Below are 13,927 nucleotides of genomic sequence, written 5' to 3'. Positions count from 1 at the left end.
CACTCAATGGACCGAAGCGCAGCGGTCGAGCGGGTCGAACGTCTGGTCGAGACGGTCGAGTCCGACCCCATGCCCGTCCCCGTTCGCGAGATCTGGGTCTACGGCGAGGTCTCGCTGGGGCTCGACCCGATCGAACGGCTCGACGTCTACCTGACGAAGGACATCCTGCTTGGCGGCGACGGGAGCGATGGCGACCGAAGCGGGGAGTTCGAGGAGCGATACGGCGTGAAGGGGATCGGGCAGACTGTGCGGGGCGAGTGGGCCGAGGCGTTCCCCGAGCACGTCCGGGCGAACGACAACGGCTACGCCGCCCCCGAGAAGTGTCTCGCGGCCCATCTCATCGGGGACGACGAGCCGATCCACCTCGAGGTCTGTAACGCGAGCTTCGAGGACAACGTCACCCAGCGCCTGCAGGGGGCGATGACCCGCGAGAACTACGAGCAGATCCTCGATCCGCGCGGGGTCTGTCTGTGGGTCGACGGCCAGCGAAGCGAGGAGGCCTTCGGGAAGCTGCGCTCGGGCGAGCTCGTCCTCCCGACGCTCCCCGACGCTCTCGGGATGCTCGGGATGGACGAGGGCGAGGCCCGCGAGGCCGCCGAGACGTTGCAGGCCTACCGCGAGCGCCAGGAGGGCGCGACCGTCCGGGGCGACGTGGTCTGAGCCGGAAAACCCCGCGTCCCTCGCGTCCCGTTTGACAACCCATTTTGTAGATTCCCGCCATTCCCCGCCATGTTCGACGCCCTCCGCGCGCGGATCTCCCGACACGTCTTCAACTGGTTTCCGGCCTATTGGGGCACCGGCGGCCGGATCACCCACATCGCCCCCGACTGGCAGGAGGTCTGGATCGAGCTCCCGCTGAACTGGCGGACGAAGAACTACGTCGGCACCACCTACGGCGGCAGCATGTACGGCGCGGTCGATCCGGTCTACATGATGATGCTGATCCGCACCCTCGGCGAGGAGTACGTCGTCTGGGACAAGGAGGCCGAGATCCGCTTCAAGAAGCCGGGGCGGGACACGCTGTACGCCACCTTCCGGCTCCCCGACGAGGAGCTCGACGCCATCCGCGCGGCGCTCGAACGGACCGACTCGACCGACCGCGTCTACAGCGTCGACCTCGTCGACGAGGAGGGTGTTACCCACGCGACGGTCCGCAAGACGCTCCACGTCACGACCGATCAGGGGAAGGCGGCCTGAGCCTACGGATCGACCCGGCCGACGGTCACGTAGAAGGGCACCCGCTCGACGCGCTCGTACTCGCCGGTCTGCATCTGCTCGATCGCCTCGCGGCCCATCTCGCGCCACTCGGCGCGCAGCTCGTCGAACCCCGTGGATCCGAGGTCCCCCGCAAGCATCGTCTCCCGGTCGCTCTCGATCCCCGCGCCCGTCGCCTTGCGCTTCGCGCCCTCGAGGGCCGCCTCGTCGTAGGGCGCCTTCACCGTCTTCTCGTGGTCGTACCGCCGGGTCCGAACGTCCGACAGTCCGGCCGCCTCGAACAGCTCCTTCCCATCGGCCCCGAGCGTGACGTCCGTCCCGACGCCCTCGATGTACCGCTCGCGCGCGCGCCGCGCGAGCGCCGCCTCCCCTTCCACCGTCGACTCGACCTCCACCCCGCCGTTGTCGGGTTCGATCGCACAGACGAGGTCGGCGGAGACGCGGACGAACTCCTCGACCGCTAAGCGGGGCTCGGAAAGGTTGATCAGCAGGGCCTGGCAGGTCACGAGGTCGACCGCGCCATCGATCAGGGGCAGGCGGGTCGCGTCGCCCGCCAGGGTCGGGACGTGCTCGCGGACCGTCTTCAAGAGGTCTCGGTCGGCGTCGATCCCGACCACGGCGGCAGGGCTCTCGCGGTCGAGCACGCGCGTCAGCTCGCCGGTCCCACAGCCGACGTCCGCGATCCGCGTTCTACTATCCAGTTCGAGGTCCGCGAGCGCCCCGACCTCCTCCCACATCCCCCGGCGGGTCGATTCGAGATAGTCGGCGTCGAACCGGCGCATCTACTCCCGGAGCTCCCGAACCCGGTCGATGTTCCACTCGTAGCTCTTGCCGTCCTCCGTGGGCGTCTCGAGCACCAGCGGGACCTCGGCGAGATCGGGGTGGTTGATGACCGCCGCCATTCCCTCGATGCCGATCAGGCCCTCGCCGACGTGGGCGTGCTCGTCCTTGTTCGTCCCGCAGGCGTGCTTCGAGTCGTTGAGGTGGATACACCGCAGGTTCTCCAGTCCCACGACCTCGTCGAACTCCTCGACGGTCTCACGGACTCCCTCCGTAGTGGAAAGGTCGTAGCCCGCGGCGAAGGCGTGGGCGGTGTCGATACAGACGTCGAGCTCCTGCTCGCTGGCTTCGAGTACCTCGGCGAGATGCTCGAACTCCCCGCCGAGTTTCGTTCCCGAGCCGGCGTCGCTCTCGATCAGGATCGTTACCCCGTCGGGAACGTCGAGCGCGTCGAGCGCGCTCGCGGCGTTCTCGAGCCCGCCCTCGACGCCCGCGCCGGTATGGGCGCCGAGATGGACGTTGACGAACTCGATGTCCAACTGTTCGGCGGCGTCGAGTTCGGCCTGCATGCTCGCGACCGACTTCTCGCGGAGGTCCTCCTTGGGCGTACAGAGGTTCACGAGATAGGAGGAATGGATCACCCACGGACCGTCGAGCTCCCCTTCCGTTTCCTCGCGGAAGCGCTCTGCCTCCTCCTCGGCGATGTCGGGCCGGGCCCAGACCTGCGGGGAGGTGGTGAAGATCTGTCCGCAGTTGCCGCCGACGTCGAGCTGGCGGGAAACGGCGTTGTCGACGCCGCCGGCGATCGAGACGTGTGCTCCGACGTGCATGCAGGGGGGAGCCGGCCGGGGAGGATAGGGGCTTCGATCAGCCGCGCGTGACCGTGATCGTCACTGCGCCACACGGACACTCGTAGGCGTTGCGGACGTGCCCGCCCCGTTCGAAGCTCAGCATGCGCCGCTCGTCGTTCAGCCGCCGATCACAGCCCTCACAGCGACACGCGAGGCGTTCGAGCATACCCGTATCGAGGCGTCGGAGCGCCGTCAACCCGAGCCAAGGGGGGAGCGGAAGTGAAGGTGAACGGCCGCGGGCCGCAAACGCCGAATCCGGGGTCCTTGGTACCGTTTTACAGGGACTCACGACCGCAACAGTTAAATTGTCAGTCCCAGTACTAGGGGATACCAGAACGCCACCGGTGTGGCGGCAGTATCGCTCGAAAAATGAGAGGGCATCCTTGTACACGGCTGGTTGCGATGACGAGTGTACACTGCCGGGTTTCGGTGGAGGGATGGGAACGGATTAACTACGCATGGTAGACGAAAGCAAGAACATCGAGGTCAGCGACTCCGACCTCGAAAGCGACTCGAAAGGACAGCTCATCAAACTCGCCGGCAAGCTTCGGGACCGACGAAACGACCTCAACCAGATGGCCTCGGAGCGCGCCTCCAAGCGCGACGACCTGAACGCCAAGACGCGCGAGAAGGTCGACGAGGCCCAGGAACACCGCGAGAAGCGCGACGAGCTCAACGAGCAGGTCCAGGAACACAAACAGAAACGCAACGAGCTCAACGCGGAGGCAAACGAGCTGTTCGACGAGGTCGAGGGCCGCAAGTCGGACCTCGAGCTCGATGACGGCAAGGGCCTCGAGGAGCTCGAGGAGGAGATCGAGCAGCTCGAGTTCAAACAGCAGACCGAGGTCCTCTCGACCGAGGACGAGCGCGAGCTCATCGAGAAGATCGAGAACAAGCGCGAGGAGTACCGCGAGCGCCAGGAGAAGCTCGAGGGCAACGACGACCTCGAGGGTCTCGTCGATGAGGCCGAAGAGGTCCGCTCGGAGGCCTCACAGCACCACCAGAAGGTCACGGAGCTCGCCGACCAGGCCCAGGAGCACCACAACCAGATGATCGAGGCCTACCGCGAGGCCGACGACATCCGTGACGACGCCGACGAGATGCACGAGGCGTTCGTCGAGGTTCAGGAGGCCGCCGACCAGCACCACGAGGACTTCGTCCGCGTTCAGAAGCGCCTGCGCGAGCTGGACAAGAAGGAGGAGGAAGCCCGCAAGTCCAACCGCGAACAGGAGCGCGAGGAGGCAAAGGAGGAGGCCGAGGAGATCTATCAGAAGTTCAAGGAGGGCGAGACGCTCGACACCGAGGACCTGATGAAGCTCCAGAAGTCCGGCCTGCTCTAGGACGGATCGACCTTTCTGCGACCCTACTTTCGCGCCGACAGGGACGTCGCCGGCAGCGACCGGCCGCGTCCCGTTCTCAACCTTTAATCAGCCTCCGGCCCGATCGACGGGTATGACCCGGAGGTCCGTATGAACGCGAGCGGGATCGGACGGCTGGCCGTTTCGGTGCTCGGCGCGGTGCTCGCCGCCGCCGTCGGCTACGTGCTGTTCTTCGAACTGCCGACGACGGGCGTCGAACTCGTCGGGGTCCTGTTGGTGATCGCCACGGGGCTGCTCGGCCTGCGGATCGCGGGCCGGATCGGCGAGGACGCCTTCAGCACCTACAACGTCGCACAGGTGGCGGTCGAGGGGCCCATCAGCCGCGACGGCGGCGGCGGGCGGTTCCCGAGCGGACCACAGACGACGCCGACCGACGACGTCGTCGAGCAGATCGAGGCCGCGGACGAGGACGACAGCGTCGAGGGGCTGCTTGTGAAGCTCAACACCCCCGGCGGCGAGGTCGTCCCGAGCGACGACATCCGGCGGGCGGTCGTCGAGTTCGACGGGCCCGCGATCGCCTACACGACCGACGTCTGTGGCAGCGGCGGCTACTGGATCGCGAGCGGCTGCGACGAGCTGCTGGCCCGCGAGGCCAGTCTGGTCGGGAGCATCGGCGTGATCGGCTCGCGGGTCAACGCGACCGAGCTCGCCGATCGGGTGGGCCTCTCGTACGAGCGACTGGCGGCCGGCGAGTACAAGGACGCCGGCGTCCCGCTGAAGGAGATGGAGGAGCACGAACGCGCCTACCTCCAGGGGCTGATCGACGACTTCTACAGCCAGTTCGTCGAACGCGTCGCCGAAGGACGGGAGCTGAGCGAGGAGGAGGTCCGCGCGACCGAGGCCCGTGTCTACGTCGGCGAGGAGGCGCTGGATCTGGGACTGGTCGACGCGCTCGGCACGCGCGAGGACGCCGAGGACCGCCTCGGCGAGCTCCTCGACGTCGAGCCCGAGGTCCGCGAGTTCGAACCCGAGCGCGGGATGATGGCCCGACTCTCGGGCGGCGGTGCGACGATCGCCTACGCCTTCGGCGCGGGGGTCGCGAGCGTCGTCGGCGAGTCGGACCGCGAGATCGACGTGCGCCTGTAGGTTTTTACCCGGCCGGCGTTTGTGTGCGCACATCGTGAGTACGTTGGTGGTGTGTCTCGACCGGTCGGGCAGGATCACGGAGGCCGCGGGCGTCGCCCCGCCGGTCGTCGGCTGGGAGGCGGTGCGCTCGCTCGTGATCGACGTCGGCCTCGCGGACCCGGAGGACTCGCGGGTTAACTGTCTGCTCGAGACCCTCCGTGTGGCCCGCGAGCTCCGCGACGGCGACGAACGGGTGACCGTCGCGGTCGTCTCCGGGGAGACCGACTCGGTCGGGGCGGGCCGGTCGATCGCCGCCCAGATCGAGGCGCTGCGTTCGGATCACGACGTCGACTCGGCGGTCATCGTCACCGACAGCGCCGACGACGAGCGGTTCGTTCCCGTGATCGAGAGCCGGCTGTCGGTCGACTCGGTCGACCGGGTCGTCGTGCGCCAGGCCCGCGACATCGAGTCGACCTACTACCTGCTCAAGCAGTTCCTCGGCGACGAGGAGCTGCGCCAGACGACGCTCGTCCCGCTCGGGCTGGCGCTGCTCGTCTTCCCCGTCCTGCTCACCTTCATGGGGCCGGTGATCGCCGTCGCCTCGATCACGGCCGTCTTCGGGCTCTTCCTCATCTACAAGGGGCTGGGGATCGACGCGTATCTCTCGCGGATCGCCGCCGGCGTCCGGGACGCGCTCTACTCGGGGCAGGTCTCGGTGGTGACCTACGCCGTCGGCGCCGGTCTCGCGCTGATCGGCGTCTTCGTCGGCCTGCTGGGCGTCTCGGGGCACGACGGGGGCGGCGTCTTCGTCCCCGCGATGCGCTTTACCTTCGACAGCGTCCCCTGGCTCGCGATGGCCGCGCTGGCCGCGAGCGCGGGCCGGCTGCTCGACGAGGCGATGCGCGACGAGCCCCTGGCGAGCTCCTCGCTCAACCTCCCCTTCGGCGTGATCGCGCTCGGGCTCGTCGTCCGGGGGTTCTCGGCGTACTTCCTCCAGCGAAGCGACGCGCTGGCGCCGACGGCGGTCCCGCCGATCGACGTCGGCGTCGTCTCCGTCGAGGGGTTCGCGCTCTCGCCGCTCCAGCGACTCGCCGCCTTCGTCGTCGCCGGCGTCGTCGTCAGCCTCGTCGGCGTTCGCGTGGCGACGCGCTTCGGGGGCGCCACGCCGGAGGCGACGCCGACGGACTGATCGACCCACCTATGTCGATCGAGGCGCACCCCCCGGTATGACGAACTGGATCGCGCTGTTCTCGGGCGGCAAGGACTCCTCGTGGGCGCTCTATCGCGCGCTCGAGGAGGGACTGCCCGTCTCGCGGCTAGTCACCGTCCACCCCGCCGCAGACTCGTACATGTATCACGTCCCCGCGACGGAGCTCGCGCGCCTCGCGGCCGAGAGCGTCGGGATCGAGCTCCTGGAGGTCGACTCCGGCGTCGATACGGTGGACGTCGCCGATTCGGGCCGGCAGGGCGACGAGGAGCTCGAACCGCTCGAACGGGCGCTCTCGGAGCTCGACCGCGAGATCGGCGTCGACGGCCTGATCGCCGGCGCGGTCGAGAGCGAGTACCAGACCAGCCGGATCGCCGCGATGGCCGAACGCCTCGGCGCAGAGACGTTCACCCCGCTGTGGGAGCGCGATCCCGTCTCGCTCGCCGAGGCGATGCTCGAGGCGGGCTTCGAGATTCGGATCGTCCAGGTCGCCGCCGCGGGCCTCGACGAGTCGTGGCTCGGACGGAGCCTCGACCGGGCGGCGCTCTCGGAGCTCGTCGAGCTCAACAAACGATACGGCGTCCACGTGCTCGGCGAAGGCGGCGAGTTCGAGACATTGGTCACCGATGGTCCCCATATGGACCGGCCGATCGAGATCGAGTACGAGACCGAATGGGGAGAAGGCCGCGGAAGCCTGACGATCACCGACGCGCGGCTCGGGTAGCCGACCTACCCCTCTACTCCTCGCCGTTGATCCGCGTGTGGGCGCCGATCAGCGCGCCCGCGAGGTTGATCCCCTCGACGTGAGTGGCTTCGTCGATGATCGTCCCCCGCAGCTCGCAGTCCTTCACGGTGACGTCGGGGAAGATCACCGAGTCCTCGGCGGCAACGCTTTCGAGGTGTGCTCCGGCCATGACGTGGACGTTCGCGCCGATATCGCAGTCCTCGACGGTCGCCTCGGGATGGATACGGGAGTCGCCGCCGAGGTGCCACGCGACCGCTTCGAGATAGCTCTCGGGGGTCCCGATGTCGTACCAGGCGTCGTCGAACGCGAACGCGTAGACCTCGCCCTGCTCGACGAGCCACTGGATGAACCAGCCCGGCTCGTCGGGGTTGTTGTCGTCGGCGAGGTACTCCTCCAGGCGCCCGAGTGCCTCGGCCGGGAAGCCGTAGCAGGCGATCGAGGCGAGCGTGCTCGCGGGCTCGTCGGGCTTCTCCTGGAAGCCGACGACCCGGTCGCCCTCCATGTCGACGATTCCGTACTGGCTGGCCTGGTCGTACGAGCCGACGTCGTAGGCCGCGAGCACCGGCTCGCCCTTCGACTCGAAGAAGTCGACGAACTCGCCGATGTCGAAGCTGATCAGGTTGTCGCCGGCGATGACGAGGGTGTCGTCGTCGAGCCCCTCGCGCTCGACGAGCTGGGCGAGCGCGCCGACGACGCCGAACTTCTCGCCCTCGTCGCGGGTCTCCTCGACGGAGACGCGGGGCTTCTCGAACTCGCTCGCGGCGATGTGCTCCTCGAACTCCTCGGCGAAGCGCTCGTTGGTGCTGACGTAGACGTCGTCGATCCGGTCGTCGGCCTCGAGGCCGGCGAAGACCTGGTCGATGACGGTCTCCTCGCCGATCGGGAGGAACATCTTCGGCCGGTGTTTCGTGATCGGCCACAACCGGGTCGCGTACCCGCCCGCCAACACGATGGCGTCCATGGTCGACCATCATCGCCCTTGATTAAGTGGTTTTCCCGTGTGCCAGGGGGCGGTTCTCGCGAACCGTTTTGTACCCCCGACGTCTCGAGCGGACATGTCCGATTCGAGCGCCACCACCCGCGAACGGATCGCCGACCGCCTCCGCGAGGGGCCCGCGACGCCGAGCGGGCTCGCCGAGGAGTTCGCGATCACGACCGGCAGCGCCCTCTCGCACGTCGAACACGTCTCCCGGTCGGTCGAGGCGGGCGACGACGAGCAGCTGCTGGTCGCCCCGCCGGAGTGTCGCGACTGCGGGTTCTCGGAGTTCGACGACCCGCTGAACGTGCCCTCACGGTGTCCCTCCTGTAAGGCGGAATCGATCGAGGAGCCCGCGTTCGTCCTCGAATAACGGGTCGCGGCGCCCGGGACTCCCGAAAGATCGGCGTCGGCTCCGGCCGTTATCGGGCTTGTGCGCGGTCGATCCAGCCCTGGATGCGCTTCTCGGAGAGGCCGGTCTCCGCCGAGAGCTCGCCGGCGTCGGCCGCGGCGAGGTCGGCCGTCGAGTCGACGCCCGCCTCGGAGAGCTTCGTCTCGTAGGACGGCCCGATCCCCTTGATGTCGCGGAGGTCCTCGTCGGCTTCGTCCTCCGGCTCGGGCTCGACCGTCTCCAGGGGTTCGGACTCGGGCTGGGCAGCCGACTCCCCTCCCTCGTCGGGTTCGGGTCCGGATAGCGGTTCCGTCCCCGCCTCGTCGGTCGAGCCCCGGCCGTCGAGCTCGTCGGTCGACTCGTCGACCGTGTCATCGGCGGCGGGCGGTTCGACCTCCGGATCGACGTCCGGATCCGGATCGGGGTCGGGGTCGGTCCCGGCGTCGGGTTCGCTCTCGGCGGCCGGCTCGGGCTTTGCGGCCCCGGAACCGGGGGCGGGCGACGCCGGCGGGGCGTCCTCCTCGGCCGGCTCGGCCGTTCCGGGCTCGCGTTCGACCGTGACGCCGGCCTCGTCGGTGCCCTGCCGATCGCTCCCCGACCGCCCGTCGTCGAGTCCGAGCAACGATTTCAGCTTGTCCAGCAGTGCCATTAGGGGGATTATGCGTGCCGACCTACTTAAAAGCGCCCGACTCCCCGGCCAGTTCGGCCCGCAGCGTCTCGTTCATCGCCTCGACCGGGGCGTCCTGGCCGGTCCAGCGTTCGAGGGCCGCGACCCCCTGGTAGAGCAGCATCCACGCCCCGTCGATCGTCGCCGCGCCCGCCTCCTCGGCGTCCCGTAGCAGCCGGGTCTCGAGGGGCCTGTAGACGATGTCCATCACCGTCAAATGCCTGTTCAGCGCCCCTGCCGGCACCGGTGACTCGTCTTCCTCCATTCCGACGCTGGTGGCGTTGATCAACACGTCGGCGTTCTCGAGCAGTTCGGGGAGGTCCCCGAGCCCGTGGCCCGTCGACTTGGGCACCGCCGTCGCGAGCTCCTCTGCGCGTTCCTTCGTTCGGTTCGCGATGTGGATCGTCGCGCCGGCGTCCGCGAGCACGAAGGCGATCGCCCGGGCGGCCCCGCCGGCGCCGACCACGACCGCGCGCGCGCCGTCGACGTCGACGGCGTGGTCCGTCAGCGCGCGACGAGCGCCGACGGCGTCGGTGTTGTGGCCGGTCGGGCGATCGCCCGTGAGGTCGATCGTGTTGACCGCGCCGATCCGGTCGGCCAGCTCGTCGAGCTCGACCATCGTGAGCACCTCCTGTTTGAAGGGGATAGTCACGTTCAGCCCCTTGATCCCCAGCGCACTCGCCCCCTGGAGCGCCGCCCTAAGCGACTCGGCTTCGGGTTCGAAGATGACGTACCGAGCATCCATCCCCAGCTCCCGGTAGGCCGCCTCGTGCATCGACGGCGATAGTGAGTGCCCCACCGGATTCCCCAGGAGTCCGTAGACGTCCATGCACGGTGTATCCGGCGGGGGCGACATAACACCACTGCCGACTGAACCGTCTCTCCCGCCCACGAGCGTATTTGACGCGGAGCGACGCGCTTATTCGCCGAGCGTGGGAACTGCGGGCGTGATCGGAATCGTCGTCAGCCGCGCCGACTCGGCCTCCGTACTGATCGGCGAGCAGCTGGTCGAACTCGCCGACTGGCGCCCGAAGGAGGACCCGGACCGACCCGACGACGAGGGCGGCGGGACCTACTACACGCTCGATACCGACGCGGCGAGCTTCGAACTGCGCACGTTCGAGGAGTGGCACCTCGAGCTCGAAGGGGTCGCCGACGCCTTCTCCGGCCCCGACCTCGTGATCTTCGCCTCGCGCCATTCGGGCGAGACCGGCCCGCTCCTCACGGCGCATTTCACCGGCAATTTCGGCGAGGCGGAGTTCGGCGGCGAGGACGGCGATCTCGCCGAAGCCTGTCCAGCAGCCCACAAGCGCCTCCTCGAAGGGTTCCGCGAGCACGCACCGGAGGGCTACGAGGTCGGCATGGAGTGTACCCACCACGGGCCGAGTTCGGTGGGCGCGCCCTCGCTGTTCGCGGAGCTCGGAAGCGACGAAGAGGAGTGGGCCGACGACGCCGGCGCCCGCGCGGTCGCCCGGTCGATCCTCGGGCTCGACGGGATCGCTCATCAGGAAAAACAGCTCGTCGCCTTCGGCGGGGGTCACTACGTCCCGCGGCCCGAGCGCGTAGTGAGAGAGACGCCGTGGGCGGTCGGGCACATCGGCGCCGACTGGTGTCTCGATTCGATGGGGCCGCTCGACCCCGACGTGATCGGCTCGGCCTTCGAGGAGAGCCGCGCCGAACTGGCGGTGATCGACGGCGAGCACCCCGAACTCGAGTCGGTCATCGAGGAGCTCGGCCACCGCGTCGTGAGCGAGACGTGGCTCCGGGAGGTCGGCGACCGGGAGCTCGACCTCGTCTCCCGGCTCGAAGCCGAGCTGGGATCGGTCGATGAGGGGCTGCGGTTCGGCGAACGCGACGAGGGAGAGGGGTTCGAGCCCCGCCCGCTGCCGACCGAGGTGATCGAGACGGCCCGCGCGGTCGATCCCGACGCGGTCCGCGACGCCGTCGAGCGCCACACGCTCGCCTTCAGGACAACGGAGGGAGGAACGGAGATCGGCGAGCGGGCGGCCTTCGTGGACGGGGCCGATCGGGAGGCGCTGATCGACGACCTCGTGGCGGTCCTCGAACGGGAGTACGAGATCGAGCGGAACGCTGCGGGTGTTCGGATCCACGAGCGGGCGTTCGACCCCGAGAAAGCGGCGATCCTCGGGGTGCCAGAGGGGCCGGCGTTCGGCAGGCTCGCGTCGGGCGAAAGCGTCGAGGTCGACGGCCGGACCATCGAGCCCGAGGCCGTGACCTCCGAGGAAATCAGGACGTTGTCATATTCTTCCTGAACCGGTCGGACGCGTGTCGGACGTCAAAGGGAACAATGATTACCATGGGTATATTACGGATCCGCAAGACATGGATTCGATCATTCAGAACGCCGTCGAAGACGACGAGGAGGAGCAGGCGGCGGCAGGACCGGACGACGGCGGCGGTGACGACGACGGCGTCGCTCCCGAGGTCAGCCAGTCGGGGCAGATGACCGACGAGGAGCTGCGCGACGTCCTGGAGGACCTCCAGACCAACATCACGGTGGTCGGTTGTGGCGGTGCCGGCGGCAACACGGTCAACCGGATGGAGGAGGAGGGTATCCACGGCGCGAAGCTGGTCGCCGCGAACACCGACGTCCAGCACCTCGTGGAGATCGAGGCCGACACCAAGATCCTGCTGGGCGAGCAGAAGACCCGCGGCCGCGGGGCGGGCTCGCTCCCGCAAGTCGGCGAGGAGGCGGCGCTGGAAAGCGAGGACGAGGTCAACGACGCGATCCAGGGCTCGGACATGGTGTTCGTGACCGCGGGCCTGGGCGGCGGCACCGGCACCGGCTCCGCGCCGGTGGTCGCGAAGGCCGCCCGCGAGTCGGGCGCGCTCACCATCGCCATCGTCACCACGCCGTTCACCGCGGAGGGCGAAGTCAGGAGAACGAACGCCGAGGCCGGCCTCGAACGGCTCCGTGACGTCGCCGACACCGTGATCGTCGTCCCCAACGACCGCCTGCTCGACGCCGTCGGCAAGCTGCCCGTGCGCCAGGCGTTCAAGGTCGCCGACGAGGTGCTCATGCGCTCGGTCAAGGGCATCACCGAGCTGATCACCAAACCTGGTCTAGTGAACCTCGACTTCGCGGACGTTCGTACCGTCATGGAGAAGGGCGGCGTCGCCATGATCGGCCTGGGCGAGAGCGATTCCGAGTCGAAGGCCAAGGACTCGGTGAAGTCGGCGCTTCGCTCCCCCCTGCTCGACGTCGACATCTCGGGGGCGAACTCCGCGCTGGTCAACGTCACCGGCGGCAACGACATGAGCATCGAGGAGGCCGAGGGCGTCGTCGAGGAGATCTACGAGCGGATCGACCCCGATGCACGCATCATCTGGGGGACCTCCGTCGACGAGGAGCTCGAGGGCTCGATGCGGACGATGATCGTCGTCACGGGCGTCGACTCCCCGCAGATCTACGGCCGCGAGGAGGACCAGAAGGAGACGTCCTCCAGTGGCCAGCTCCAGGACATCGACTACGTCGAGTAATCAGTACTCGAACTCGAGGGCGGGCATCTCCATGAACGCCGTCTCGTAGCCGTCGTGGCGCGAGATCTGTGGCACCGACTCGACTTCTACCCGCAGCTCGTCGCCCTCCTCCAGCCCGATCGCCGCGCCGTAGTGAAACCCCAGCTCCGGGTCGAGCGTCCCCGCGAGCGAGTCCTCGAAGACCGTCTCGCCGTCGCGCGTAACGGTCGCCGACAGCGCCATCAGCGGCAGCATGACGCTGTTGTAGGGCGTCCGCGGCGAGACGGCGAGGTACTCCCCATCGAAGCGCTCCTCCTCGAGCGCGGCGACGACGACCTCGGCGTCGCCGCTCCTGTCGGTCCCGACGACCTCCCCGGGGAGCTCCTCGGCGGACGGGACCGTCGGATGGGGCATGTGGCCGTGGTCCCCGTGGTCGTGATCGTCGTGGTCGTCGTGGTCGCCGCCCTCGCCGCCGTGATGGACCATCTCGTCGTGCTCCATGAGGTCGAGCTCGCCGCGCCGACCCCGCTCGTCCTCGTCGATGAGGTCGAACCCGAGGTCGTAGACCGTGTCGGTGTCGAACGCAAAGTCGAACTCGACGGTGCGTGGCTCCTCGAACAGTCCCTCGAACTCCCCGGCGGTGCGGGCGTCAGCGGGGTTGATCCGAAGGGTCGCGGTGTACTCGCCCTCCCCCGGCATCGCGAGGTTGTCGCCGTAGTGAAACCCCATTCGCTGCGAGAGCATCGGCCAGAGCTGGCGCGCGTAGGGGGTCTCGCCCTCGCCCTCGACGGTCATGTGGACGTCGGCGGGGACGACCGTCTCCGATTCGGTCTCCCAGACGCTCGCCATCAGGTGCAGCGAGTCGTCGTCCGCGATGTCGACCATGTTGGTCTCGGTGCCGGTGATCGTCCAGAACCGGTGTGGGTAGGTGTAGGAGAGCGCGACGGCGTATTCCTCGACCTCCCTGACCCCATACATCCCCATCTCCTCGATCGAGGCGGGGATGTAGGCGGCCTCGGGGCGGTCCTCGACGATCGGCGGGTCGCGCCAGGCCGACTGGGTCTCGAAGACGCCGGTACAGCCCGCCAGTCCGGCGGACGCGAGGAGGGCGCCGGCCTGCAGAAAGCCGCGACGGTGCATGTCGGCCCTCGGGGAGTCGCGTTATTACGGC

Annotated in this window: 16 protein-coding genes; 9 read left to right on the top strand and 7 right to left on the bottom strand. The window is 68.6% G+C overall.

Annotation, left to right across the window (positions count from 1 at the left end; genetic code table 11):
- The first annotated feature begins 6 nt into the window (after positions 1 to 6).
- Both WOA58_RS05745 and WOA58_RS05740 read left to right on the top strand, forming a co-directional pair.
- Complete coding sequence (locus tag WOA58_RS05745) at positions 7 to 660, top strand: DUF7095 family protein (protein WP_340603219.1); 654 nt, start codon at positions 7 to 9, stop codon at positions 658 to 660.
- A 69-nt stretch (positions 661 to 729) separates the two neighbouring features.
- Positions 730 to 1,197, top strand: coding sequence for a DUF4442 domain-containing protein (locus WOA58_RS05740; protein WP_340603218.1), 468 nt, complete (start codon positions 730 to 732; stop codon positions 1,195 to 1,197).
- Between the two features lie 2 nt (positions 1,198 to 1,199).
- Here the strand turns inward: WOA58_RS05740 and WOA58_RS05735 are convergent, their stop codons facing one another.
- From WOA58_RS05735 to WOA58_RS05725, 3 genes are read right to left on the bottom strand one after another with little or no spacing between them, the layout of a single operon-like run.
- On the bottom strand, positions 1,200 to 1,997 hold the full coding sequence (locus WOA58_RS05735; protein ID WP_340603217.1) for a class I SAM-dependent methyltransferase: 798 nt from the start codon (positions 1,995 to 1,997) through the stop codon (positions 1,200 to 1,202).
- A complete protein-coding gene (locus WOA58_RS05730; protein ID WP_340603216.1) occupies positions 1,998 to 2,825 on the bottom strand; it encodes a deoxyribonuclease IV in 828 nt (275 codons plus the stop codon).
- A gap of 37 nt (positions 2,826 to 2,862) precedes the next feature.
- Positions 2,863 to 3,012: a hypothetical protein gene (locus WOA58_RS05725; RefSeq protein WP_340603215.1), complete on the bottom strand. Its 150-nt coding sequence runs from the start codon at positions 3,010 to 3,012 to the stop codon at positions 2,863 to 2,865.
- Positions 3,013 to 3,304: 292 nt separating this feature from the next.
- On the opposite strand from WOA58_RS05725, the gene WOA58_RS05720 reads away from it, so the two are divergent.
- From WOA58_RS05720 to WOA58_RS05705, 4 genes are all read left to right on the top strand, one after another.
- Positions 3,305 to 4,186 carry a coiled-coil protein gene (locus WOA58_RS05720; RefSeq protein WP_340603214.1) on the top strand — a complete coding sequence of 294 codons (882 nt, stop codon included), beginning with the start codon at positions 3,305 to 3,307 and terminating at the stop codon, positions 4,184 to 4,186.
- A gap of 129 nt (positions 4,187 to 4,315) precedes the next feature.
- Positions 4,316 to 5,311 (top strand): signal peptide peptidase SppA, encoded by a 996-nt coding sequence (gene sppA / locus WOA58_RS05715; protein WP_340603213.1) that lies wholly within the window; start codon positions 4,316 to 4,318, stop codon positions 5,309 to 5,311.
- A gap of 34 nt (positions 5,312 to 5,345) precedes the next feature.
- On the top strand, positions 5,346 to 6,479 hold the full coding sequence (locus tag WOA58_RS05710) for a DUF373 family protein (protein WP_340603212.1): 1,134 nt from the start codon (positions 5,346 to 5,348) through the stop codon (positions 6,477 to 6,479).
- Between the two features lie 37 nt (positions 6,480 to 6,516).
- On the top strand, positions 6,517 to 7,221 hold the full coding sequence (locus WOA58_RS05705; protein WP_340603211.1) for a diphthine--ammonia ligase: 705 nt from the start codon (positions 6,517 to 6,519) through the stop codon (positions 7,219 to 7,221).
- A gap of 13 nt (positions 7,222 to 7,234) precedes the next feature.
- Here the strand turns inward: WOA58_RS05705 and WOA58_RS05700 are convergent, their stop codons facing one another.
- Positions 7,235 to 8,203, bottom strand: a complete 969-nt coding sequence (locus tag WOA58_RS05700; RefSeq protein ID WP_340603210.1) for an NDP-sugar synthase — start codon at positions 8,201 to 8,203, stop codon at positions 7,235 to 7,237.
- Positions 8,204 to 8,297: 94 nt separating this feature from the next.
- Between WOA58_RS05700 and WOA58_RS05695 the strand changes: the two genes are divergently transcribed.
- Positions 8,298 to 8,591, top strand: a complete 294-nt coding sequence (locus tag WOA58_RS05695; protein ID WP_340603209.1) for a transcriptional regulator — start codon at positions 8,298 to 8,300, stop codon at positions 8,589 to 8,591.
- Positions 8,592 to 8,640: 49 nt separating this feature from the next.
- On the opposite strand, the gene WOA58_RS05690 is transcribed toward WOA58_RS05695, so the two are convergent.
- The gene (locus tag WOA58_RS05690) at positions 8,641 to 9,258 is read right to left on the bottom strand and encodes a helix-hairpin-helix domain-containing protein (protein ID WP_340603208.1); all 618 of its coding nucleotides are present in this window, start codon (positions 9,256 to 9,258) and stop codon (positions 8,641 to 8,643) included.
- 22 nt (positions 9,259 to 9,280) lie between these two features.
- A complete protein-coding gene (locus tag WOA58_RS05685) occupies positions 9,281 to 10,105 on the bottom strand; it encodes a shikimate dehydrogenase (RefSeq protein WP_340603207.1) in 825 nt (274 codons plus the stop codon).
- A gap of 118 nt (positions 10,106 to 10,223) precedes the next feature.
- Between WOA58_RS05685 and WOA58_RS05680 the strand changes: the two genes are divergently transcribed.
- Positions 10,224 to 11,549: a D-aminoacyl-tRNA deacylase gene (locus tag WOA58_RS05680; protein WP_340603206.1), complete on the top strand. Its 1,326-nt coding sequence runs from the start codon at positions 10,224 to 10,226 to the stop codon at positions 11,547 to 11,549.
- Positions 11,550 to 11,619: 70 nt separating this feature from the next.
- On the top strand, positions 11,620 to 12,777 hold the full coding sequence (gene ftsZ, locus WOA58_RS05675; protein ID WP_340603205.1) for a cell division protein FtsZ: 1,158 nt from the start codon (positions 11,620 to 11,622) through the stop codon (positions 12,775 to 12,777).
- Here ftsZ and WOA58_RS05670 read toward each other — a convergent pair whose 3' ends face one another.
- On the bottom strand, positions 12,778 to 13,896 hold the full coding sequence (locus WOA58_RS05670; RefSeq protein ID WP_340603204.1) for an iron transporter: 1,119 nt from the start codon (positions 13,894 to 13,896) through the stop codon (positions 12,778 to 12,780).
- Positions 13,897 to 13,927: the final 31 nt, after the last annotated feature.

Source organism: Halalkalicoccus tibetensis, from assembly GCF_037996645.1.
GTDB lineage: Archaea > Halobacteriota > Halobacteria > Halobacteriales > Halalkalicoccaceae > Halalkalicoccus > Halalkalicoccus tibetensis.
The sequence above is the reverse complement of the archived record's forward strand: the minus strand, read 5'-3'. Positions and strand labels throughout refer to the sequence as shown.